This window comes from Streptomyces montanus, from assembly GCF_005786655.1.
GTDB classification, from domain to species: Bacteria; Actinomycetota; Actinomycetes; order Streptomycetales; family Streptomycetaceae; genus Streptomyces; species Streptomyces sporangiiformans.
Genome location: NZ_VBZC01000015.1, coordinates 116,418 through 139,554 on the forward strand (window position 1 = coordinate 116,418; position 23,137 = coordinate 139,554).

At 69.4% G+C, this 23,137-nt stretch carries 23 protein-coding genes; 10 read left to right on the forward strand and 13 right to left on the reverse strand.

Features of this window, described 5'->3' with window-relative positions; translation table 11 throughout:
* The first annotated feature begins 321 nt into the window (after nt 1-321).
* Nucleotides 322-1,017 (forward strand): L,D-transpeptidase family protein, encoded by a 696-nt coding sequence (locus FE633_RS15945; protein WP_138045800.1) that lies wholly within the window; start codon nt 322-324, stop codon nt 1,015-1,017.
* A 71-nt stretch (nt 1,018-1,088) separates the two neighbouring features.
* Here the strand turns inward: FE633_RS15945 and FE633_RS15950 are convergent, their stop codons facing one another.
* From FE633_RS15950 to FE633_RS15965, 4 genes are read right to left on the reverse strand one after another with little or no spacing between them, the layout of a single operon-like run.
* Nucleotides 1,089-2,291, reverse strand: a complete 1,203-nt coding sequence (locus FE633_RS15950) for a Gfo/Idh/MocA family protein (protein ID WP_138045867.1) — start codon at nt 2,289-2,291, stop codon at nt 1,089-1,091.
* 32 nt (nt 2,292-2,323) lie between these two features.
* A complete protein-coding gene (locus FE633_RS15955; RefSeq protein WP_138045801.1) occupies nt 2,324-3,667 on the reverse strand; it encodes an ABC transporter substrate-binding protein in 1,344 nt (447 codons plus the stop codon).
* Nucleotides 3,668-3,677: 10 nt separating this feature from the next.
* Nucleotides 3,678-4,595, reverse strand: coding sequence for a carbohydrate ABC transporter permease (locus tag FE633_RS15960; RefSeq protein WP_138045802.1), 918 nt, complete (start codon nt 4,593-4,595; stop codon nt 3,678-3,680).
* Nucleotides 4,596-4,609: 14 nt separating this feature from the next.
* On the reverse strand, nt 4,610-5,575 hold the full coding sequence (locus FE633_RS15965) for a carbohydrate ABC transporter permease (protein ID WP_138045803.1): 966 nt from the start codon (nt 5,573-5,575) through the stop codon (nt 4,610-4,612).
* A 176-nt stretch (nt 5,576-5,751) separates the two neighbouring features.
* On the opposite strand from FE633_RS15965, the gene FE633_RS15970 reads away from it, so the two are divergent.
* Both FE633_RS15970 and FE633_RS15975 read left to right on the forward strand, forming a co-directional pair.
* Entirely contained in the window at nt 5,752-6,912 is a 1,161-nt protein-coding gene (locus tag FE633_RS15970; protein WP_138045804.1) for an ROK family transcriptional regulator, read from the forward strand.
* A 79-nt stretch (nt 6,913-6,991) separates the two neighbouring features.
* Nucleotides 6,992-7,186 (forward strand): hypothetical protein, encoded by a 195-nt coding sequence (locus FE633_RS15975; RefSeq protein ID WP_119103594.1) that lies wholly within the window; start codon nt 6,992-6,994, stop codon nt 7,184-7,186.
* A 36-nt stretch (nt 7,187-7,222) separates the two neighbouring features.
* On the opposite strand, the gene FE633_RS15980 is transcribed toward FE633_RS15975, so the two are convergent.
* The 4 genes from FE633_RS15980 to FE633_RS15995 are packed head-to-tail and all read right to left on the reverse strand — an operon-like array spanning nt 7,223 to nt 11,088.
* The gene (locus FE633_RS15980) at nt 7,223-8,050 is read right to left on the reverse strand and encodes a carbohydrate ABC transporter permease (RefSeq protein WP_138045805.1); all 828 of its coding nucleotides are present in this window, start codon (nt 8,048-8,050) and stop codon (nt 7,223-7,225) included.
* Nucleotides 8,047-8,946 (reverse strand): carbohydrate ABC transporter permease, encoded by a 900-nt coding sequence (locus FE633_RS15985; RefSeq protein ID WP_138045806.1) that lies wholly within the window; start codon nt 8,944-8,946, stop codon nt 8,047-8,049. Before FE633_RS15985 ends, FE633_RS15980 begins: the two co-directional genes overlap by 4 nt.
* Nucleotides 8,936-10,282, reverse strand: a complete 1,347-nt coding sequence (locus FE633_RS15990) for an extracellular solute-binding protein (protein WP_138045807.1) — start codon at nt 10,280-10,282, stop codon at nt 8,936-8,938. Before FE633_RS15990 ends, FE633_RS15985 begins: the two co-directional genes overlap by 11 nt.
* A 38-nt stretch (nt 10,283-10,320) precedes the next feature.
* Nucleotides 10,321-11,088: a sugar isomerase domain-containing protein gene (locus FE633_RS15995; protein ID WP_138045808.1), complete on the reverse strand. Its 768-nt coding sequence runs from the start codon at nt 11,086-11,088 to the stop codon at nt 10,321-10,323.
* Between the two features lie 169 nt (nt 11,089-11,257).
* Between FE633_RS15995 and FE633_RS16000 the strand changes: the two genes are divergently transcribed.
* The 4 genes from FE633_RS16000 to FE633_RS16015 all read left to right on the forward strand — a co-directional run bounded on the left by FE633_RS16000 (nt 11,258) and on the right by FE633_RS16015 (nt 15,639).
* Entirely contained in the window at nt 11,258-13,417 is a 2,160-nt protein-coding gene (locus FE633_RS16000) for an alpha-N-acetylglucosaminidase (protein WP_138045809.1), read from the forward strand.
* Between the two features lie 27 nt (nt 13,418-13,444).
* Nucleotides 13,445-14,218, forward strand: a complete 774-nt coding sequence (locus FE633_RS16005) for a GntR family transcriptional regulator (protein ID WP_138045810.1) — start codon at nt 13,445-13,447, stop codon at nt 14,216-14,218.
* 130 nt (nt 14,219-14,348) lie between these two features.
* Entirely contained in the window at nt 14,349-15,032 is a 684-nt protein-coding gene (locus tag FE633_RS16010) for an ATP-dependent Clp protease proteolytic subunit (protein WP_138045811.1), read from the forward strand.
* A gap of 1 nt (nt 15,033) precedes the next feature.
* Nucleotides 15,034-15,639, forward strand: a complete 606-nt coding sequence (locus FE633_RS16015) for a ClpP family protease (protein WP_138045812.1) — start codon at nt 15,034-15,036, stop codon at nt 15,637-15,639.
* Nucleotides 15,640-15,730: 91 nt separating this feature from the next.
* On the opposite strand, the gene FE633_RS16020 is transcribed toward FE633_RS16015, so the two are convergent.
* Nucleotides 15,731-16,168: a helix-turn-helix domain-containing protein gene (locus FE633_RS16020; RefSeq protein WP_138045813.1), complete on the reverse strand. Its 438-nt coding sequence runs from the start codon at nt 16,166-16,168 to the stop codon at nt 15,731-15,733.
* A gap of 157 nt (nt 16,169-16,325) precedes the next feature.
* Here FE633_RS16020 and FE633_RS16025 point away from each other — a divergent pair, with 157 nt between their 5' ends.
* A complete protein-coding gene (locus FE633_RS16025) occupies nt 16,326-16,748 on the forward strand; it encodes a hypothetical protein (RefSeq protein ID WP_138045814.1) in 423 nt (140 codons plus the stop codon).
* A gap of 49 nt (nt 16,749-16,797) precedes the next feature.
* Here FE633_RS16025 and FE633_RS16030 read toward each other — a convergent pair whose 3' ends face one another.
* The 4 genes from FE633_RS16030 to FE633_RS16045 all read right to left on the reverse strand — a co-directional run bounded on the left by FE633_RS16030 (nt 16,798) and on the right by FE633_RS16045 (nt 20,548).
* Nucleotides 16,798-17,793, reverse strand: a complete 996-nt coding sequence (locus tag FE633_RS16030; protein ID WP_138045815.1) for a cation diffusion facilitator family transporter — start codon at nt 17,791-17,793, stop codon at nt 16,798-16,800.
* Between the two features lie 139 nt (nt 17,794-17,932).
* Nucleotides 17,933-19,285, reverse strand: a complete 1,353-nt coding sequence (locus FE633_RS16035; RefSeq protein WP_138045816.1) for a CAP domain-containing protein — start codon at nt 19,283-19,285, stop codon at nt 17,933-17,935.
* A gap of 171 nt (nt 19,286-19,456) precedes the next feature.
* Complete coding sequence (locus FE633_RS16040) at nt 19,457-20,203, reverse strand: MBL fold metallo-hydrolase (protein WP_138045817.1); 747 nt, start codon at nt 20,201-20,203, stop codon at nt 19,457-19,459.
* Nucleotides 20,204-20,272: 69 nt separating this feature from the next.
* Nucleotides 20,273-20,548, reverse strand: a complete 276-nt coding sequence (locus tag FE633_RS16045) for a YkvA family protein (protein ID WP_138045818.1) — start codon at nt 20,546-20,548, stop codon at nt 20,273-20,275.
* A gap of 138 nt (nt 20,549-20,686) precedes the next feature.
* On the opposite strand from FE633_RS16045, the gene FE633_RS16050 reads away from it, so the two are divergent.
* Nucleotides 20,687-21,454, forward strand: coding sequence for an aminoglycoside adenylyltransferase family protein (locus tag FE633_RS16050; RefSeq protein WP_138045819.1), 768 nt, complete (start codon nt 20,687-20,689; stop codon nt 21,452-21,454).
* Nucleotides 21,455-21,952: 498 nt separating this feature from the next.
* Nucleotides 21,953-23,047 carry a multiple monosaccharide ABC transporter substrate-binding protein gene (gene chvE, locus FE633_RS16055; RefSeq protein ID WP_425473178.1) on the forward strand — a complete coding sequence of 365 codons (1,095 nt, stop codon included), beginning with the start codon at nt 21,953-21,955 and terminating at the stop codon, nt 23,045-23,047.
* Nucleotides 23,048-23,137: the final 90 nt, after the last annotated feature.

Below are 23,137 nucleotides of genomic sequence, written 5' to 3' on the forward strand. Positions count from 1 at the left end.
GTGAATCTCGTGGGCATGTCCGAAACCAGCGGCAACCTTTTCGGCTTCTGCGGCCGGGTGTGACACCCGACGGCATCGGTGCGCTGGAGGGGATGGGCGCCCATAGGCCCATGGCGCGCCTGTCCAGCCCCTCGCCCTCGTCCCGTCGTCATCCACCGTTGTGAGTACCTTCATGCCGACAGATCAGCCCACGGCGGACGTCTCCCGCCGGATGGCGGGCAATGTCACCATTTCGTCCCAGGCCGGGCCGCCCTACAACCGACCCTCCCCGGAGCGTGTCTAGCTGGCAGAGATCGCACCACGGAGGAAAGGGAAAGGCCGATGGGGGATGTACGCAGACGGGGAGCAGTCGCACTCGCGGTCACCGGGTTGGTGGCGCCGCTGACCCTCGCGCTGGGCACGGCGCCGGCGCAGGCGGCAAGCTGCAGCACGCAGACCGGCCCGTATCAGAAGCAGGTGGAGAAGTTCCTCGGACTGGCTGTCGACGGCAGGCAGTCCGCCGCCGACTGCCAGGCGATCAAGGCCTTCCAGACCAAGCACGGCATCACCCCGAACGCCGGGTACGCGGGCCCGGTCACCTGGGGCGTGATGGACCTGATGACCAAGCAGAAGGCCGTCGGGAACAACCCCAACAAGGCCGGCAAGTGCCCCGTCAACAAGGGCCGCATCGCCTGTGTGAACCTGACGCTGCAGCTCAGCTGGATCCAGGACGGCAACAGGCTCGTCTATGGCCCGGTGCCGGTCCGCACCGGACGCAACGGATACGAGACCCGCACCGGTCTGAAGAAGATCTACTGGCGGCACATCGACCACGTGTCGACCATCTACAACGTGCCCATGCCCTACAGCCAGTTCTTCGACGGCGGCCAGGCCTTCCACTCGGTCGGCGTGAGCATGTGGAACCCGCCCGGCTCGCACGGCTGCGTCAACATGACGAAGACCGACGCCAAGAAGTACTGGTCGCTCCTCAAGAAGGGCGACGACGTCTTCGTGTACGGCCGCAAGCCGGGCACCTGACCGGGCCCGGCCGCGTCTGGGGGCTTGACGGGCCCGGCCGCTCCTCGGGGCGGCCGGACCACGCCAGGGAATCACGCTTCGGGGGCGTCCCCGAAGTCCGGTATGTCCAGCCTCGTCCCGCCCTGCCGCGCGGACTCGTGCGCGACGATGCCCGGCAGGGTGTAGCGCGCGGCCACCCACGCGTTCACCGACGGCAGAGTCCGGGTGTTGACCGCGGTGACGAAGTCGTCCACCAGGAAGTGGTGGCTTCCCTCGTGGCCGTTGTGCAGGTTGTCGAACTCCCGCGGCAGCCGGGAACGGTCGTGCACCGGCGCCGAGCCGGACGTGAAGGCGGCCCTCAGGTCCGGCGCGATGTGCTGGAGCGACGGATCGTCGGGGGACAAGGTGGGCTTGGGCTCCAGCAGCTCCGAGATGTCCTTGACCCCCTTCTTGTCCTGCCACAGGGCCACCGTGGCGAGCTGCTCCATGCTGGCGTCCGTACCGAAGAACCGGAAACGCGACTCCCGGATGTGTGAGGGGTAACCCACCCGCCGGAACTCGTTCGTACGGAACGACCCGCCGCCCGCGACCTCGAACAGCGCGGTCGCGTTGGAGAAGTCGTTCCCGAACTGGCTGACCTCCTGGTCGAAGACGCCGTCCCCACGATCGTCCTTGACCCCGACCGCGGACACGCTCACCGCGTGCGTCTGCCAGGCGCCGAGCACCCCGCCCACCGAGTGGGTCGGGTAGAGCAGCGGCGGATAGCTGGCGGTGGCCTTCCAGTTGTCCCCGCCGCTGTACTGATAGGCCTCGTAGAACCCGAGGTCCATGTCGTGGACGTAGTCGCCCTCGGCGTAGAAGAGCCGTCCGAAGGCGCCGTCGGCGATCTGGTTGCGGGCGTGCACGGTCGCCGGGTTGTACTGGCTGGTCTCGCCCATCATGTACGTCAGTCCGGTCGCCCTGACCGTGTCGATGATGGCCGCGATCTCCTCCGTGCTGATCGCCATGGGTACCGCCGAGTACACATGCTTGCCGGCGTTCAGTCCCTGGAGGACCAGCGGGCCGTGCGTCCAGCGCTGTGTGAAGATCGCGACGGCGTCGACGCTCTTCGACTCCAGCATCGCCTCGTACGAGGGGAACGTGCCCGACAGCCCCTCCGCCGCCGCCAGCTGTTCGGCCCGCTCGGGCAGGAGGTCGGTGACGTACACATCGCCCACGCCCGGGTGCGCGAGGAACAGCTTGGCGAACTGGCCGGAGAACTGCCCGGCGCCGACAATGCCGAGGGAGAACGTCATACGGGGGATGCCTTTCGTCGCAGGGGAACCGCTCACTGTCCGAGGATGAGGTTGATCTGGTCGTTCGTCTCGTCGAGGCTGCTCGCCGACTTGCCGTTGCCGTAGATGGCCTGCATCTCGGGCTGCATGAGCGCCTTCACGTCGGCCGCGTAGTTGGTGATCGGAAACGAGAAGGTCCTGAAGTTCTTCTTGTCGGCGACCGGTTCGGTGAAGGCCGTGACGTCGATGCCCTGTTTTCGGTACGCGGCGATGGCGGCTTCGGTGCCGGCCGGCGTCGAGGGGAAGACGACCCCGGACTTGCCGACCACGGTCTGGCACGCGTCGGAGGCCAGATACGCCACCCACTTCCGGGCACCCTCCTTGTTCTTGGAGGCCTTGGAGATGGAGTCGGCGAGGCCGTTCATCATGGTGGCGCGCTTGCCGGTCGGCCCGACCGGGGTGAGGGCGGCGGCCATGTCCCGGCCCTTGAAGCCGTGGTAGGAGGAGATCATCCAGGCGCCGTCGAAGGAGGCCGCGGCCTTGCCTGCGGCGACCTGGGTGTTGGCCTGGTTGGACTGGATGTTGTAGTCGGAGAAGGGGGCCAGATAGCCCTTCTTCGCCAGGCCGAAGTACCACTTGATGACGGACTGGAAGGGCTTGCTGTCGTACTGGTACTTGGTTCCCCAGCGCTGCTTGTCGGTGTAGCTCCATCCTGCGGACCCAGTGAAGGGGCTCCACTGCGTCTGGCCGTCGCCGTCGCCACCACCGTTCGTGGCCAGCCCGTACACCTTGACGTTGTTCTTGTCGAAACCCGGCTCGTCGCCCCGCTTGCCGTTCTTGTCGACGGTGAGGTGGGCGATGGCCTTCTCGAAGCTGCCGCCGTCCTTCGGGTTCCAGGAGAGGCTGTTCAGCTGCTCCGCCGTGAGCCCGGCGGCCTTCGTCATCTTCTGGTTGTAGAAGAGCGCGACGGTGTCCCAGTCCTTGGGCGTGCCGTAGCGGTGGCCGTCTTGGCCGATCCAGTTGGCGGCCAGCCCCGGCTGGTAGTCGGACGCCTTGATGTCCAGGTCGTCCAGCGGCTCCAGCACCTTCAGTTCGGCGAACTGGCCGAACTTCTGGATGTGGTCGGTGAACACGTCCGGCTGGGTGCCCGCGATGAAACCGGCGGTGAGCTTGGTCCAGTAGTCGTCCCAGCCCAACTGGGTGATCTTCACCCGCAGTCCGGGGTTCTCCTTCTCGAACCCCTTCGCGCAGGCCTGGTAGGCGGGCAGCTGGTTGGCGTCCCACAGCCAGTACGTCACCGTGTTCGCGGACGCCCCGGTGGAGCCGTCCTTCGCGCATCCGGTCACCAGGGACAGCGCCAGCGCTCCGGTCAGCGCGGTCAGCGTACGAAGTCGCATCGGTGTTCCCTCACTTGATCCCGGTGAAGCTGATGGAGCTGACGATGCGGCGGGCGAAACAGGCGAAGAGCACCAGCATCGGCAGCGCGGCGATCAGCGTGGCCGCCGTGAGCCCCGACCAGTCGACGCCGGTCGCCGGGGTCTGCGCCCGGAAGATCGCCAGCGCCACGGTCAGCACGCGCGAGGAGTCGCTGTAGGAGACCATCAGCGGCCAGAAGTAGTCGTTCCAGGAAGTGATGTACGTCAGCACGGACAGCGTGATGATCGGCGTGGACGCCATCGGCAGAATCACCCGGAAGAAGATCTTGATCTTGCCGGCGCCGTCGAGCAGCGCCGCCTCCTCGATCTCCATGGGGATGTTCATGAAGAACTGCCGCAGGAAGAACACCGCGAACGGCGTCATGAAGAGAGTGGGCAGTGCGATGCCCAACAGCGTGTCCACCAGGTGGAGTTGCTTGATGAGCACGAAGTTCGGCAGCAGGGTGAAGATGGTCGGCACCATCAGTCCGGCCAGGAAGAGGCCGAAGACCTTCTCCCGGCCGCGCCAGCGCAGCCTGGCGAAGGCGTACGCGGCCATCGCGGAGAAGAACATCTGGCAGCCGGTGATCAGCGTGGAGACCATCACCGAGTTGAGCAGATAGCGCCAGAAGTCCAGCCCGCCGCCCGCGCCGCCCTGCGCGATGGCCTCCTTGGCCGACTGCAGACCGAGGGCCCGCTCGAAGCCGCTCCCGGTGGGATTGACCGGGAGTGGGTTGGTCGGGTCGGCGCTCAGACCCGCGTTGGTGGAGAGCGCGGTGCGCAGGATCCAGTAGAAGGGCAGCAGGGTGATCAGGAGGATCAGGCCCATCGCGGCCCAGGCCGAGGCCCGGCCCAAGGAGACCCTGCGCCTGACCGGCCGTACACCGGTCGTCGTCGTCACGGCAGCCACGGTGACTCCTTTCGTCAGCCGAGGTCGGTCTGGCCGGCCCGGGTGAGCCGGTACTGGAGAACGGTGATCGCGCTGAGCACGACCAGCAGGGCGACGGACATGGCCGAGGCGTAGCCGAACTGGAAGCGGCCGAAGGCGGAGCCGTAGATGTAGTACTGGAGAACGTTCGTGGCATTCGCCGGACCGCCCGCGGTGGTCACCGCGACGGTGTCGAAGACCTGGAACGAACCGATCACGGTCATGATCAGCACCACCGCCAGCACCGGCCGCAGCAGCGGCATGGTGATCCGCCAGAACATCCGCCACTCGCTCGCGCCGTCGACCTTGGCGGCCTCGTACAAATAGCTCGGTATCGCCTGGAGGCCGGCGAAGAGGAGGAGGGCGGTGTAGCCGACGTGCCGCCAGACGTTGATCAGGGCGATGGTCGGGATCGCCCAGGTCTCGTCGGCGAGGAAGGGGATGCGGTCGGCGCCGAGGGCCGCGATGATCTCGTTGCCGATGCCGAGCTGGGTGTCGAGGATCCAGAGCCAGACGAGGCCGGCGACGACGTTCGACATCAGATACGGCGTGAGCACGAGGCCGCGCAGCACGGCCGACTGGGTCAGCCGCTGGAGCAGGACGGCGATGGCGAGTGCCGCCACCGTCTGTACGCCGATGTTGATGACGACGTACTCGACGGTTACCGCCAGCGAGTCCCAGAAGATCGGGTCGTTGACCATGCGGACGTAGTTGTCCAGGCCCACCCACTCCGCCGGGGTCAGCAGGTTGAAGCGGGTGAAGCTGAGCCAGATGCCGCGCAGGGTGGGCCAGAGCAGGAAGACCAGGAAGCCCAGCATGGCCGGTGCGATGAAGAGGGCCGCGAGGGCTCCGTCACCTCGGCCCACGTGTTCTCGCGCCTTGCCGACTTTCGGCTTCGTTTCTGTCCCCTCGACGCCGCGCAGTGGCACACGCGACGGAGGGCTGCTGGAGGCGACGGTCATCGGGAGACTCCCTCGTCTGCGGCTCGTCCTCGGGCCTCACTTACTTTTGCTGCGGAATAATATGGGCGTCAAGAGGTGTGCGGTCACCTTTTCGAATCGGCACTTCCGGCCTTGCGGTGGCTGCATCGTTTCCCTGTTGCTTCCATCATGAAAGAAAACATGTAAGGATTTCGGCCATGACCGCACTTGCCGCCAGCTGGCTGCCGCTCAGTCCCGGCGAGCGCGCCGTGGCGATCGAGGTGCTCACCCACGGCCCGTTGTCCCGCAGTGAACTCGCCCGGCGACTCGACCTGTCCGCGGGCAGTCTCACTCGGCTGACGAAGCCGCTCATAGAGTCGGGCCTGCTGGTCGAGGTCGCCGAGGGCGCCGCCTTCGCGGAGGTGCGCCAGGGCCGCCCCTCCCAGCCCCTCGACATCGTCGCGGAATCCCGCACCTTCGTGGGATTCAAGATCACACAGGACATGGTGTACGGCGTCGTCACCACGCTCAGGAGCGACATCGTGGCCCGCCGCGACCGACCGCTGTCCAGCAATGACCCGGACGAAGTCGCGGACGTACTAGGGGAGTTGACGGATGAGTTCGCCCGTGACTTCCCCGGCCTGGTGGGCATCGGTATCGGTCTGGGCGGCCGCGCCCAGGACCGGTCCGTCGTGGACGAGTCGGCCTTCCTGGGTTGGCACGACGTTCCCCTGGCCCGACTCGTCGAGGAGCGCACCGGGCTGCCCGTCGTCGTGGAGAACGACGTGGCCGCGCTCGTCGAGGCAGAGAGCTGGTTCGGCGCGGGCCGCGGACTCGACCGGTTCGCGGTGCTCACCATCGGCGCGGGCCTCGGCTACGGGCTCGTGAACGGCGGCAAGCGGATCGCGACCGCAGAGGACGGAGTGGGCTACGGCCGCTTCTGGATCGTGAACCCCCATGGCCCGCTCACCCCCGACGGGGAGCGCGGCAGTGCCGTGTCCCTGCTGACCATCCCCAGCATCCGCTACCAGATCCGGGCCGCGACCGGCCGTGATGTGTCGTACGACGAGATCCTGGCCCTCGCCGCCGAGGGCGAGCCCATGGCCGCCCGCGTCGTCGACGAAGCGGCCCGCGCCCTGGGCACGCTGGTGGCGCAGATCGCCAACTTCGCCATGCCCCAGAAGATCCTCCTCGCCGGCGAGGGCGTGGGCCTGGTCGACGTGGCGGGGCCGGCGGTCGAGGAGGCCATCGTCGCCAACCGCCACCCACGGTCGGAGCCGGTCAACCTTGAGACCAGGGTGGCCGACTTCCACGACTGGGCGCGGGGTGCGGCGGTCCTGGCGATCCAGGTACTCGTGCTCGGGTCCGGCGATGCGTGAAGCCGGCACCCCTGAAATGACACCGGAGAGCAGCCGCGGTGACCATGACTCCTCACATGGCCTTCACGCCCGCCCCCCTATGATTCACGACATGTCCGCCACTCCACATCGTGCTCCGTTCTCCACCGGGCGATCGGCCGACGAGGTCAACGAGGAGATCCGGGCCCTGTGGCTGCGCACCGGCGGCACGCTCAGCGGTGACCAGCGGCAGGAGTACCAGCGGCTGGTCATGGAGTGGGCGGCGGCCACACTCCAGGCCGCGAAGGCGGCATGACCGGGGCGCATCGTCCTTGGGCCCCGTGCAGCCGTCTCATCCCTTCATCGCCCCCTGGAGCAGCCCCGCGATGAAGCTGCGCTGGAAGATCACGAAGAGGATCAGGATCGGCAGCATCACGATGATCGTGCCCGCCGCCAGTGTGGGAATGTCCGTGCTGTTCTGACCGACGAAGAAGCCGAGGCCGGCCGGGGCGGTGTGCTTGGTGGTGTCCTGGATGAGGACCAGCACCAGCAGGAACTGATTCCACGACCACATGAAGACGAGCAGACCGAGCGTCATCAACGACGGCCGGGCCAGGGGGAGAAGGATCCGCAGCAGGATGGTGGCCGACGAGGCGCCGTCGATGCGGGCCGCCTCCACCAGCGACGTGGGAGTGGACTGGAAGTGGGTGCGCATCCAGAACACGCTGAACGGCATGAACAGCGCGATCTCCACCAGGATCACGCCCAGGTACGAGTTGGTCAGACCGAGGCCCCGCAGGTCGAAGTAGAGGGGGACCACGATCAGTTCGACCGGGATGGTGAGGCCGGCGATGAAGAAGGCCGCGACCGCGTTGCCGCCCGGGAGCCGCATCGTGCCGAGCGCGTAGCCCGCCAGCGCGGCGAGAACCAGGGAGGCGGGGACGACACCGACGGCGATGGTGAGGCTGTGCCGGATGAGGTCGGAGAACCCGGCCACCGACCACGCCTGCTCGTAGTTGTCCCAGCTCCACCGCTCCGGCCAGGTCAGACCCACCACCGGCGTCCCCGCGGGCTGCAGGGAGGCGAGGAAGACGCTGAGGAACGGGATCACGACGGCGATCGCCATGACGGTCAGGAGCGCGTAGCCGGACCAGCGTTCGGATCGCGTGGCGGTGCTCATGTCTCCGACCTCGACAGACGGTTGATGAGGTAGACGATCCCGAGGATCAGACAGCCGAGTACGACGGCCAGAGCGGCGGCGAGCCCCACCTTGCCCTCGGAGAACGCCAGCCGGTACACGAGGAGGCCGGGAACGGTGGTCTGCTCGCCCGGCCCGCCGTTCGTCGTCACGTACACGATGTCGAAGCTGGCCAGCGCCGCCACCGTCGTCACGGTCATGGCGACGGCGAGTTCACCGCGCAGGTGCGGCAGGGTGACGGACACGAACTCCCGGACCGGCCCCGCACCGTCGATCCGGGCCGCCTCGTACAGGCTGGGGTCCACCTTCTGCACACCACTGAGGAAGAGCATCATGCACAGCCCGCTCAGCACCCAGGTGCCGACGAGGCCCACGGCGATCAGCGCGGCGCCGAAGTCGCCAAGCCATGCCCGCGTCACCCCGTCCAGACCGACCGCGCGGAACGACTGGTTCACCAGCCCGTCGTCCCCGTAGAGCCACCGCCAGGTCACACCGACCGCGACGAGTGGGACGACCTGCGGCAGCATGAACAGAAAGCGGTACGCCCCCATGCCGGGCCGCCGGTAACGGGCCAGCAGGCCGGTCATCGCCAGGCCGATCACGATGGGCACGAAGGAGAAGAACACCACCAGCACCAGGGCGTTGAACACGGACCGGCGCAGCACGGCGTCCTGGAGGATCTCCTGGTAGTTGCCCAGGCCGACCCAATCGCCCAGCGTGACACCGTCCCACTCGAACAGTGAGAGATACGCCGTGTGCAGGGCGGGCAGCACCGCGAAGGCGAAGTAGACGGCGAAGGCGGGCAGCACATACACGTATCCGCGCCACGGGCTGCGCCTGGGAGAGTCCGAGGGCTGAACCGGCGGTCTACTCCGCATGGTGTTCCTCCCACGCGTCCTGAAGTGAGTCGAGGTAGTCCGCGGGCTCGATGCGGTCCGCGATGAGCTTCTGGACGCCGGAGCGCAGCCGGTCGAGCATGGCGGGCGCGGCGAAGTCGGGGAAGGTGGTGATCCCGTCGTCGGCGACGGCCCGCCGGTGGCCTTCCGCGACGTCCGCGAGCACGCCTTTCGGCTTCGCCACGGCCTCGGGGTTGGGCGGGAGGAAGCCGTTGTCGCTGATGATCTGGCCGGCCTCGGGCGAGGTCAGGAAGTCGAGGAACGCGCCTGCCGCCTCGGGGTGTTCGGTCCGGGACGAGACGGCGTAGGCGACGCTGAACCCGGAGGCCACCGTGGGGGCGTCGGCCTGCTCGCCCGGCATCGGGAAGAATCCGACGTTGTCTCCCATGGCGGTCGCCAGCTGTCCGGCCGCCCAGTTGCCGTTGATCAGAAAGACGCTGTCGCCCTTGGTGAACTGGGCGGTGGAGTCGATCTGAGCGGTGCCGTTGGCGGACTCGTTGTAATACCCCTTGCGGCCCCACTCGACGACGAGCTCGCTTGCGGTGGTCCCGGCCTTGTTCTCGATGGTGGCGCCCTTGGTGCCGTTGACCCAGTCCCAGTAGTCGTCCGTGGGCATGGTCTGGTTGAGGAGAGCGGCCCACAGGTGCAGGCCGCCGGTGTCGAGGGCGCCGACGCCGAGCGGCGTCAGGCCTTTCTCCTTCGCGGCGGCGAGCTGGTCCTCGAACTCCGCCAGGGTGCGGGGCGGCCCGTCGATCCCGGCCCGCTCGGCGAGCTCCTTGTTGTAGTAGATGCCGGTCATCGACAGTCCGGCCGGGACCCCGAACAGGGCGCGCCCGCCGGTGGCCTTGCTGTTCTGCCCTGCGGTGAGCTGGTCAAGGCTGACCGGGGGAATGGAGTCGTCCCAGCCGTATGCCTCCCGGTACGGCGCCAGGTCGAGGATGTGGCCGTCCGCCGCGAGGTCGGTCATCCCGACCGCGTACTGCGCGATGTCGGGGGCGCTGTCGGAGGTCATGGTGAGCTTGAGGTTCTGGACGTAGTCGGTGAACGTCTTGTACTGCGGCTCGACGCTGATGCCGGGGTGGTCCTTCTCGAACGCGGCGATCAGCGCGTCGACCATCGGCGGGGCATCGGCGAACTGCAGACGCAGGGTGATGTCGTCGTCCGGCACGGCGGTCGAGGACGGCACGCTGCGCGGTCCCGGAACCGCGGCCGCGCTGCCCGGGGTGAGCGCGTCGCACGCGGTGAGCGGCAGCATGAGCGCGACGGCGCAGACCGCCCCGGCAACGCGGCGGCGCACCCGGTGCGTACTCTCCATCATCGGCCTCCCAGCGGGGCCTCGTCGGGCGGACCGGTGCCTCAGCCCCGCGGACAGCGGTCCTTGACCTTCTCCAGCAGCGCGCTGTTGTGGTGCTCGGCGTCGTCGCCCGTGTTCTGACTGACAATCAACGGCGGTGCCTGCCCGTGGTGTTCGGCGAGCAGCTGGGCGGCCCGGCAGGTCAGGGCGTTGACGATCGCCGCCCCCACGACGGTCGACAGGGCGCCAACGGTGAGGTCGCCCAGGGGCACCACCGCGTCACCGGGGCGGCCGTGCGTGTCGATGACGATGTCGGCGACGTCGAGCAGTCGCCGCCCGTCGGTGTGCCGGGACTCGGCGGCCAGTGAGTGGGCCCGGCTGGTGACGGCGACGACGGTCGCACCCAACTCATGGGCGCCCAGGGCGAATTCGACCGGCACCGCGTTGATGCCGGAGTTGGAGATGACGACCACCACTTCGCCCTTCCTGATGTCCGCCGTCCGCAGGATCGCCGCGGCGTAGCCGCTGACGCGTTCGGCCGCGCCCGCGTGCCGAGGGGCGGTGGGGGAGAGTCCCGGGTCGGCGATGACGTTGACCGGTGCGAGGCCGCCCGCGCGCTGCAGCGGTTCGATGGCCACCAGCTGCGAGTGGCCGCTGCCGAAGTAGTGGACGACGCCCCCGGCGGCGATGCTGTGCGCGACGGCCCGGGCGGCGCGCTCGATGGCGGGCTGCTCGGCGGTGGCCAACTCGGTGAGGTTCGCCTGGAGAGCGGCGAAGTAGGCGAGATCGGCGCTCATGGGTGCGCCCGCGGTGCTCGGGGTCGGCTGCATCACTCTGTCCTGGCCGTCCTCTCCTCGGAGGTGGTGGCTGGTGTGAGCGGCTGGCGTGGCTGTGGACCGTACCAGAGGCCCGGGCAGCTGCACAGTCCTCGTACCAACTCACCGATAGGGCAGTGCATTTCCTTGACCGTCAGGAAACGACCGACTTAGCCTGAGGCTCATGTGGTACGTACCACAGGCGCCGGAGAACCAGGCAGCCCAGCACCTGCTTCAGCGACTGCTCGGTGACCGCGCCGCCGAGTTCACCGCCGACGTGGTCCCGGGGGAGGGCGGGCCCGACTGGTACGAGGCCGACGCCGGGCCGGGAGGCGTCGTACTGCGCGGGTCCAGCGGTGTCGCGGTCGCGTCGGCGCTGCGCTGGTATCTGCGGACCGCCTGCCGGACGCAGATCACCTGGGACGCCCCCGTCCCCCGGCTGCCCGACCGCTTGCCGCGCACCGGCACGGCCGCCCGGACGACCTCCCCCTACCGCCACCGCTACCACTTCAACGTCTGCACCTTCGGATACACCACGGCGTTCTGGGACTGGACGCGCTGGGAGCGTCACATCGACTGGATGGCCCTGCACGGCGTGACCACCCCGCTGGCGATGACCGGCATGGAGGCGGCCTGGCAACGAGCACTGCTGAACGCGGGCCTCGACGACGACAGAGCCCGGCAGTTCCTCGGCGGCCCGGCCTACCTTCCCTGGAACTGGCTCTCCTCGCTCGACGGCTGGGGCGGCCCACTGCCCCAGAGCTGGATCGACGGCCACGCGGACCTCGGCCGCCGCATCCTGGACCGGGAGCGCTCACTGGGCATGCGGCCGGTCCTCCAGGGCTTCTCCGGGCATGTCCCCCGGGAGCTGATCGCGGTCCGGGGCGCCCGGTCGACGACCCTTCCCTGGTGGGACTTCGAGGTCGGTGTACTGGACCCGCGCGACCCGCTGTTCGAGGAGTTCGGCACCGCGCTGCTGACCGAGCAGACCCGGCTCTTCGGCACCGACCACCTCTACGCCGCCGATCCGTTCATCGAGACGACGCCCCCCGTGACCGATCCCGCGGACATCGCCCGCGTCGCGCAGGCCGTGCACGGTGCCATGACCGCGGTGGACGACCGGGCGACCTGGGTGCTGCAGGCGTGGCCCTTCTCCTACCGCTCCGACTACTGGACGGCCGAGCGGACCCGGGCCTTCCTCGACGCGATCCCGGACGAGCGGATGCTGATCCTCGACCTGTGGGCCGAGCACCGGCCGGTCTGGCGCGACACCGACGGGTACCGGGGAAAGCCATGGGTGTGGTGCATGCTGCACAACCTGGGCGGGCGGCCCGGGCTCTACGGACGGCTGGACGAGATCGCCACCGGAGCCGCGCGGGCACGCGCCGACCCACGCGGAAGTTCGCTCTCCGGAATCGGCGCGAGCATGGAGGCCTTCGGCGGAGACCCGGTCCTGTACGAACTGCTGGCGGACGTCGCCTGGCAGGGCGGCATCAAGGACGTACGAGTGTGGCTGGAGAGCTGGACCCGGGCCCGGTACGGCCGCGTGAGCCCCGGGCTGCTGCGCGCCTGGGAACTGCTGCACGACACCGTCTACGCCGCGGACGGCCCCGGACCACCGGGCTCGGTCATCGTCTGCCGGCCCACTCCGGCGGGCGATATGCGTCCTGAGCTCCCGGTGCACCTGGCGGCGCCCGCGTCACCCACCGTTCCACCGGGGCTGGACGAGGCGTGGACGCTCCTGGCCGGTGAGGCGACGGAGGAGGACAGCGCGGGCCCGCTCGGCCGCGACCTGTGCGACGTCACGGCGCAGGTACTCACTCATGCGGCATGCGAGCAGCAGTGGCGGGCGGCGGACGCGGCCCTGGCACGGGACGCCGACCGCTTCGACTCCGCCGCCAGGGCGCTTCTCGCCACCATCGAGGATCTGGACGAACTGCTGGCCACCCGGCCGGAGTACCGGCTGGACGCCTGGCTGGCCGACGCCAGGAGCTGGGCATCCACGCCCGCCGAGGCCGAGTTGTACGAGGCCGACGCGCGGCGCATCCTCACGCTCTGGGGCCACGCCCGCAGCGAACTGCACGACTACTCGGGGCGGCACTGGGCCGGCCTGGTCCGTTCCTTCCACCTTCCCCGCTGGCGGCGCTGGTACGAGCACATCGGCCGGGCCATCGAGACCGGATCCCCTTACCGGGCCGAGGAGTTCGAGGCCTCCCTGATCGACTGGGAGGAGGGGTGGATCGCCGGCCGGAGTGAGGTGACGACGCCCGGACCGCACGCCGCCCGGTCGACCCTGGACGTGGTGCGTACGCTGATGCCCCGTTACCGCGCCCCTCGGGGATAGCGGACACGTGCGAACCGCGGAGTGAATGTGACGGTCGAGGACAGGCGCGGAGACGACGGCCGGGCGATGAAGTCGACGAAATCGATGAAGCAGATGAAGTCGATGGAGTCCTACAAGCACGAGGCGCTGCGGCGTCGGCTCCAGGCCGACATCGCACGGATGCGGCCCGACGAGGCGCTGCCCACCGAACGGCAGCTGGCCGAGCGGTACAACGTCAGCAGAGCAACCGCCCGGCGCGCGCTCCAGGCGCTGCGCGAGGACGGCCTCATCCGCAGCGTGCGAGGCGTGGGGACGTTCGTCTCACACCCCCAGATCACCAAGACGTCGACGCTCACCTCCTTCTCCGAGGACCTGCGCTCGCGTGGCTACCGGCCCAGCTCCGAACTCCTGGCCGCGGAGCTGGTCGAGGCCGACCTGCACCACTCCACGGCCCTGGGCGTGGACCCCGGCACCACACTCCACCGCATCGAACGGCTGCGCCTCGGCGACGACTTCCCCATCTGCCTGGAGACGGTCTACCTCTCCGCCGAGCGGTTTCCGAACCTGGACGAGTCACTCCTGAAAGGCTCGCTGTCGGAGGCCCTGCAGATCACCCAGGGCGTCCGCGTGGTGCGGGCGACGCAGCAGATCCGGGCGGTGAACGTGACCGGTCGTCAAGCCCGGCTGCTCGGCGTCGGGGAGGGCTCCGCCGCCCTGCTGGTACGGCGCACGGCGTACGACGAGACCGGCCATGTCGTGGAGTACGGCGAATCCTTGTGCCGGGGTGACCTGTACGAGTTCTCGCTGGTGGTGACGAAGTAGCCCCTCCCCGGGCCGTGGCCTCTGCCGTCGGCGAATCTGCTGCGGGCCAAGATTCCTTCCGCTCCCCCGTCGCCGGGCCGAGGGTGGAGACATCGCGGCGATGCGAGCCGCGCCACCACCAGGAGGAACGATGGCACCATTCCGCACGGGACTCGGTACCGGACCCGGCACCGGCTGGGCCCCGGCCCTGGCCCTGGCACCCAGGGCGGAGGAGGGAGACACCCCTCCGTCACGCTTCGACGACCACCTCGCCGGCCAACTCCTCAATCAGCGCATCGTGTTCCTCGGTACCCAGGTCGACGAGGTGTCCGCGAACCGCGTCTGCGCCCAGCTGCTCCTCCTCTCCGCGGAGGACCCGCGCACCGACATCGGCCTCTACATCAACAGCCCGGGCGGATCCGTCCACGCGGGCCTGGCGATCTACGACACGATGCGGCTCATCCCGAACGACGTGGCGACCCTCGCGATGGGATTCGCCGCGAGCATGGGGCAGTTCCTGCTCACCGTCGGGACACGCGGCAAGCGTTACACGCTGCCGAACGCGCGGATCATGATGCACCAGCCCTCGGCCGGTATCGGCGGCACCACGGCCGACATCGCCATTCAGGCGGACAACCTCCAGTTCACCAAGCAGACCATCGAGCGGATCACCGCCGAACACACCGGCCAGACCGAGGAGACCATCTCCCGCGACGGCGACCGCGACCGCTGGTTCACGGCCGAGCAGGCGATGGCGTACGGAATGGTCGACCGGGTCGTCGAGTCCCTCGACGACGTCCGCCCGGCCACCTCGAAGCGACGGATGGGACTCTGACATGGCCCAGTACACGATTCCGAACGTCGTCGAGCGCACCCCCCACGGTGAGCGCGCGTACGACGTCTACAGCCGACTGCTGTCCGAGCGGATCATCTTCCTCGGTACCGAGATCGACGACGGCGTCGCCAACGTCGTCATCGCGCAGCTGCTCCACCTGGAGTCGTCCGCGCCCGAGCGGGAGGTCGCGATCTACATCAACTCGCCCGGCGGCTCGTTCACTTCGCTGATGGCGATCTACGACACCATGAGCTTCGTCAGCGCGCCCATCTCGACGTTCTGCGTCGGACAGGCCGCCTCGACCGCGGCCGTGCTCCTGGCCGGGGGCGACCCAGGACGGCGGTTCGTCCTGGAGCACTCCCGGGTGCTGCTCGGCCAGCCCGCGAGCGGCGGCGCCCGGGGCACGGTCTCCGACCTCAGCCTCCAGGCCAAGGAGATGGTGCGCATCCGCTCCCAGGTTGAGGAGGTGCTGTCCCTGCACACGCACCACTCCGTGGAGACCCTGCGCGCCGACATGGACCGCGACAAGGTGTTCACCGCGCAGGAGGCCGTGGCGTACGGACTCGCCGACGAGGTGCTCAGCCGACGGCTGGTGGCCGCCGCCTGAGCTCTCCGCTGGAGGGCCGGTTCGAAGCCGCGGGTTCGTCGTCGCTGGTCGTGCGGTTCCCCGCGCCCCTACGGGGCACGACGGTGCTCGCTCAGGCGGCGAGACGAATGAGGCTCAGCCGCGACTGCACCTCGGTGGGCCGGGGTGCGGTGCGGGCCCTGAGCGGCCGTGCCGGCTGGGCGAGTTGACCGTGGGCCAGGGAGAGTAGATCGGCGAGACCGAGGCCGAGCGCGTGCGCGGCGGCCGCGAGGACCTCGGACGAGGCCTCCTTGCGGCCGCGCTCCAACTCGGAGAGGTAGGGCATCGAGATGCGGGCCGCGTCGGCGACGTCCTTGAGCGTTCGTTCCTGAGCGAGCCGCTCGCGCCGCAGGACGTCACCCACGACGTCCCGCCACAGCGGCTCCTTGACGGCAGGCCCGGGTGACCCGGGCTGTTGGGCCGGCCCGGCGGGCTTGGCGGGCCCGGCGGGCTCCGTCCGAACCGGTCGCAGGGGAATGACGCGGGCTTGGTTCGACGCGTGGCTGCTCACCTCTCCAGCCTAGGAGTGTGGCGCGTGTCGGGAAGGGGATCGCGTTCTGCCCTCGGCGAATCACGGGCGGTCAGGCCGTGTTGAACGCTCCGACGCCGCCTCACGTATCCCCTGTGGAATCCCGTCCTTGTCCAGGAAATCCAGGAAGGAAACCACGGTGACGAGCCCTCGCCTCCGCTCCCTGTGCACCGTCGCGGCGGCCGCCCTGCTGAGTCCCCTGCTGTTGGGGTGTTCGGCCGACTCCGCGAAATCGCAGAGCAAGCCGAGCCCGAAGACCGTCTCCCCGGCACCGGCGAAGGTCGAGAAGATCGCGTCGCTGACGGGCTGCAAGGCGGAGATCCGCATCGAGGCCGACGAACTCCGTGAAGGCGTGTGCAGGACCGCGCGTGGTGACTGGACCGTCACGACGTTCCCGGCGGAGAAGTTCAAGGAGACGTGGCTCGACGCCGCCGCTGTCTATGGCGGTACGTACCTCGTGGGCCCGAAGTGGGCGATCGGCGCCAAGCCCGCCCTCCTCAAGGACCTGCGCACCGAAGTCGGCGGAGAGCTACGCAAGTTGCGGGGCACCAGCGCGCAGTAGCCGTCCTGGCCACACTCCCGATCCACGCCCCGACCCCGGTCCGGTCCGGTCAGTGGGCGTGCGGCCCGTGGCGGTGCACCGGTCCGTGCGGGGCCTCGCAGTGCGTGTCGTCGACGGCGCTCGTGCGGACCTCGAGCACCTCCGCCGGGGCGTGGTCGACCTGAAGGGTGGTGTGGCTGATCTCGTAGTCGTACTGGAGGGTCTTCTCCAGATCCCGGCGCACCGTGTGGCAGTCCGCGACGGGGTCGACGAGGACGTGCGCGGACAGCGCGGGCTGGCCCGAGGTGATCGTCCACACGTGCAGGTCGTGCACCTCGGCCACCGCGTCGTGGGCGACCAGCCGGTCCCCGATGCTGTCCGGGTCGAGATGCGCCGGCGCCGCCTCCAGGAAGATCCGCCCGGACTCCCGTACGAGCCCGTAGCCCGCCTTCACCATGAGGACGACCACGACCAGCGTCGCGATGGCGTCGGCCCGCGCGAACCCGGTGAGCAGCACGACGAGACCGGCGACGGCGGTGCCGATGAACGCGAACAGGTCGTTGAGGATGTGCTGGTAGGCCCCCTCCACATTGAGCGAGGAGCGGTTGGCCTTCGAGATGCACCAGGCCGCCAGGACGTTCACCAGGATCCCGGCCAGGGCCGTACCGAACACCAGCCCGCCCTCCACCTCGGGCGGATCGATCAGCCGGTGCACGGCCTCGTACGCCAGCCAGGCGCCGAGCAGCAGCAGCGTGAGCCCGTTCGCCTGCGCGGACAGGATCTCCGCCCGCTTGAGGCCGTAGGTGAAACCGCCGCGGGCCGGGCGCGCGGCCAGCCGCATCGCGACGAGCGCCAGCACGATGGACACGGCGTCGGTGAGCATGTGCGCCGCGTCCGAGATCAGGGCGAGCGACTGAGCGAGGACACCGATCACAACCTCGGCCGCCATGAACGAGGCGATCAGGGTCAGCGCGATCGCCAGCCAGCGGCGGTCCGCGTCCGCGGACACACCGTGCGCGTGCCCGGCGTGCCCGCCCGGCCCGTGGTCATGGTGTGCGCTGGTCATTGTTTCCCCCTGGATTCGGTGGCCGACTCCACGCAGTGAAGCGCACCTCGCGGAGATCGGCAAAGGCTGCATCGGTGACCGTTGTCATCACCGTTAACAGGCCTCTGACCTGCGGCGATACGGAGCGATGCTCTTCGGCTCAGGCGCCGAAGAGCTGGGTCCAGTACGTACCCGCCGAGCCGCCGCCCGCGAAGCCGACGCCTATGTGGGTGAAGGCCGGCTTGAGGATGTTGGCGCGGTGGCCGGGGCTGTTCATCCAGCCGCGTACCACCTCGGCGGGGGAGCGCTGGCCGCAGGCGATGTTCTCGCCGATGGTGCGCCGGGTGCTGCCCGCGGCGGCGGCCCGGTGCCAGGGTTCACTGCCGTCGGGCGAGGTGTGGGAGTAGAAGGCGCGGGCGACCATGTCCGCGCTGTGCCCCTGCGCCGCCGCGGTGAGCTGGGAATCGAGGGCCAGGGGCGGCAGCCCGGCCGAGGTGCGTTCGGCGTTCGTGAGCGCGATGACTTCGGCGGCCGTCCGGGCGAGCCCGTCGGGCGTGAAGGGGCGGGCCCACAGCGCCGTCCAGTAGAGCGTGCCGGAACGGCTGTCGGCGACGTACGCCACACCGGCCTCGGTGAACGCGGGATCGTGGAGCGTGCCGCGGGACTGCCCGTCCGAAAGGCAGTACTCCACGAACTCGGCCGGGGTGCGCGGACCGGAGACGAGGTGCTCGCCGACGGTGAGATACGTGTACCCGCCCGCGGTCACGCGCTGGTACAGGGAGAGCCCGTCCGCGCCCTCGGAGCCGAGGCGCCCCCGCGCCGCCATGCCGGCGGCGTGCGCGTGGGCGGCGGCGGTGAGGCGGGTGTCGAGGGCCACGGGTGGGGAACCGGCAGCGGCACGCGCGGAGTTGACGATGCCGAGAAAGCCGTCGGGGGAGGGGGCGCCAGCGCCTCCGGCCGCCGTGGCCGATCGCCCCGTGGCCCTGGTGCCGGACGCCCCGGCACCGACGGGTGGCGCCGACGCCGGCGCGGCGTCCTCGCTGACCGCTACTCCGAAGTCCCGTGCGATGCCCGCGAGCCCGTCCGCGTACCCCTGCCCCAGTGCGCGGAGCTTCCACGTCGTGCCGCGGCGGTAGATCTCCGCGAGCAGCAGCACCGTTTCCCGCTGGGGGCGAGGTGGGGTGAACCTGGCGAGAACACGGCCGCCGGGCCCGGCCACGCGCAGGCTCGGGGCGGGAAGCCGGCCCAGGGGAGTGCCGGGCTCGGCGGGACTGACGACCACGGTGACCCGGCTCGCCCCGGGCCGCAGCGCGGGCGGGTCGACGCTGAGCGTCTCGCCGCTCAGCCGCGCCCCGGGAGCGGCCGGCTGGTTGTAGAACACGAAGTCGCCGTCACCGCGCACCTTGCCGCTGTCGTCGGTGATGAGCGCGGACACGTCGAACGGACCCGGCACCTGAAGCGTCAGGGTGCCGCTCGGCAAGGGCAGGTTGCCTCCGGGAACCAACTCACTCATCGCGCTGCCGCCTGTCGGGGTGCCGGGTCGCCGTACCCGCCCCGAAGGGCGTTGCCGGGACAACGTGTCACCGGTGAGTGGGGGTTCCCCGGCTCACCGTCGGCGGCAGTCGGACGTCCTGGGCCGAGGGCCTCGAAGCCGTACAGCCTCGAACCCGTACAGCCGCGACCGTCAGGACGCCCGCTCACGCGCGCGCCGCGCCGCCTCGCGCACGGAACCCCGGTGAACCGGGCCGTGCCCGGGCAGCAGTACGTCACCCGAGAGCGCTTCGAAGACGTCCAGCGCGGCCACCGTGCCCTGTCGATCGCGGTCGAACATGAGAGGCAGCAACTGCGGTCCCTTGACGCGCGAGGTGGGATGACCGCTGACCAGCGCGTCGCCGGAGATCACGATCCCCGCTTCCGGCAGGTGGAAGGCGCTGTGGCCGGCGGTGTGTCCGGGGGTGGGTACGGGAACGGGGCGGCCGGGCAGGTCCAGAGGGCCGGCGGTGGGAAACGGCTGGGGGCTCGCGACCGGGATGTGGGTGGTGCCGCCGGACCGCAGCGCGTGCACCGCCCACGGCACGACGCCGGGACGCCAGGCGTTGCTCAGGACCTGGCCGATGGTCACCTGGTGGAGGAAGTCCCGGCGTGCGTGCGGGACTTCGGCCTCGTCGGCGTAGACCGGCGTGCCGTACGTACCGCGGAGGTATTCGGCCGAGCCGAGGTGGTCGTTGTGCGCGTGGGTGATGAGTACGGCCGTGACCGCCTCGGGCGAGTGGCCAAGCGTCGACAGTGATGCGAGGAGCTTCTCTCGGTCTCCGGGGTAGCCGGTGTCCACCAGGGTGACGGCGTCACCGTCGGTGAGGATCACCCAGTTGGTGTTGCTGCCGTGCACCAGATGAACGCCGTCGGCGACTTGGTGAATGTGTTCCCGCATGACCGTGACCGTCCCGAACCTCGAACTCACCTGCCTGAAGCCAGACAGCCAAGCAGACGCACGGCCGCTTCAGAGCCGCGGGTCCGCGGACGTACGCATTGACCTCAGGGCCAGGAGCAGGACGCCGATGTCGTCGAGGTAGACGGGATCGGGCAGGAGGTCGGCCGGCAGGACGACGTAGGCGACGGCTCCCCAGAAGACCCACGGCGCGCCCGTCGGAAACCCGGCACGGCGCAGAGCGCGCCGGGTTCTGACGAGTCGGACGAGCAGCGCGACCGCCACGGCGAGCATCGCGGCCAGCAGAGCCGCGACGAGAAGGACCACCACCCACACGTTCGTGTCCATGCGCCGCCCTCGGCTTGACCCGGATTGCACCTTCCTCCGGTTCGACTTCCCCGGTTCACTCCGGCCGTCACCACCACGACCGGGGAACGGTCCGAAATCGGCGTGCCCGCAAGCCGCCCGGCCCCTACGATCCGAACCGTGACCGACCGCTCACCTCAGACCGAGGACGTCCTGCGTCTGGTGCACCGTTTGTTCGGGACGGACGTCGTCGGCGTCTACGCACACGGTTCCGCCGTACTCGGTGGCCTGAGGCCGAGCAGCGACCTCGACGTGTTCGTGGTCCTGAGGCGGCGTACGACGGAGCGCGAGCGGCGGGCCCTGGTCCAAGGGCTCCTCGAGGTCTCCGGCGCCGGGGCCTGGAGCGGTTCCGCCCGCCCGGTCGAGCTCACCGTCGTGGCCCAGAGCGATGTCCAGCCCTGGCGCTACCCGCCCCGCGGCGAGTTCCTCTACGGCGAGTGGCTGCGGGAGGAGTTCGAGCGGGGCGTGGTGCCGGCACCGGCACCGACCCCCGATCTGGCACCGCTGATCACGATGGTGCTGCTCGGGAACGCCGCGTGGTCCGGCCCGCCCCCGGCGGAGGTCCTCGCGCCCGTACCGCACGAGGACCTGCGGCGGGCGATCGTCGCCGGCGTGCCGGAGCTGCGCGCCGATCTGGAGTCGGACTCCCGCAACGTCCTGCTGACCCTCGCGCGCATCCGGACGACCCTGGAGACCGGGACGATCACCTCCAAGGACGCGGCGGCCGCATGGGTACTCGACCGCCTCCAGGCCCGGCACCGACCCGTACTGGCGCATGCGCGGTCCGTTTACCTCGGAGACGAGAGGGAGTCCTGGGACGGCCTGATGCCCCAGGTTCGAGAGCTCGCCGACCACCTGGTCGCTCAACTGGCAGCGCACGAAGCGTAGGCGGAAGACCAGGTCACATCTCAGGAAGGGGCACCGCCCCACGACCCGGAGTCTCGTTCATCGTGCGCCCTCGCAACGAATGTGACACGAGGGGCGCCGCGGGGGCCGAAAACCGGATACGCTGCCGCGCATCCATGTTCGAGGCCGCGCGCGTGAGGCCGGTCACCCCGGCCTGCTCGTGTGCGGGTGTTCGCGGAAGGCCGCGCCGATGCACATACCGAGCGGTCTGACGCTACACCATCTCGCCGCACCATCTCGCACAACCTCAGCGCGACCCGGCGATCACAGCCGACTCCGGAGAACTCCACGTATCGGGCGTCGGTCCGCCTGGCGAACCACATAGGACGTATGAATCGTGCGAACCGCTCCGGTGAGGCGCCCCGAACTCCTGCCACGCAGCCTCGGTACGGCCTCGGCGCCGCGACCCCTGGGACGCACCTGGGGATTTGCCCGCCCTGGAACCGCGCGCTGCGGATGTCTTTCACCCTGTGAGGAACGATGAGCATGCGCGTCCGCACCACCGTAGCCGCGGTCCTGTCCGCGGTCGTCTCCGTCTCTCTCGCCGCGTGCGGCGAGGAGGGCGACGCGGGCAGCGGAGGAGACAAGAGCGTCGGCATAGCCATGCCCACGACGAAGTCCCCACGGTGGATCGACGACGGTCGGAACATGGTGAAGCAGATGAAGGAATTCGGTTACGGCGCGACCCTGAAGTACGCGGAAGACGATCCGAAGACCCAGGTCGAGCAGGTGCAGACCATGATCGACCAGGGTGTGGACACACTGGTCATCGCCGCGGTCGACGGACGTTCGTTCAACGACGTCCTGCGAAGAGCGGAGTCCGCCCACATACCCGTGATCTCGTACGACCGTCTGCTCCTGGGCACCCCCGACGTCGACTACTACGCCACCTTCGACAACGAGAAGGTCGGCGAGCTGCAGGCCAACCACATCATCGAGCAACTGGGACTGGTCAACGGCAGCGGGAAGGGCCCGTTCAACATCGAGCTGTTCGCCGGCTCCCCGGACGACAACAACACCAAGTTCTTCTTCGACGGCGCGATGAAAGTCCTGCGGCCCTACATCCAGAACCGCGACCTCGTCGTGCGGTCCGGGGAGACGAAGCTCGACAAGATCACCACGCTGCGCTGGGACGGCGTCAGGGCCCAGAAGCGCATGAACGACCTGCTCGACTCCCACTACGGGACCGAGCGCGTCGATGCGGTCCTCTCGCCGTACGACGGCATGTCGCTGGGCATCATCAAGGCGCTGAAATCACACGGCTACGGCAAGGCGGGCAAGACCCTGCCCATCGTCACGGGGCAGGACGCCGAGGTGCCCTCGGTCAAGTCGATCATCGCCGGTGAGCAGTCGGAGACCGTCTACAAGGACACCCGTGAGCTCGCGCTCATCACCTCGTACATGGTCAACGCGGTGATCCACAACAAGAAGCCCGTCGTCAACGACAGCGACACGTACGACAACGGCAAGAAGGTCGTCCCCGCGTACCTCCTCGAACCGGTGAGCGTCGACAAGGGCAACTACAAGCGGGTGCTCGTCGACTCGGGCTACATCAAGAAGAGCGACCTCGACTGAGGTGAGGCGAGGCGCCTCGGCCGAGGCGCCTCGCCTCACCTCAGTCGGAAGCGTGAGACCGCGCAGGGCGGGAGAGGGAGGCGCCTCCCT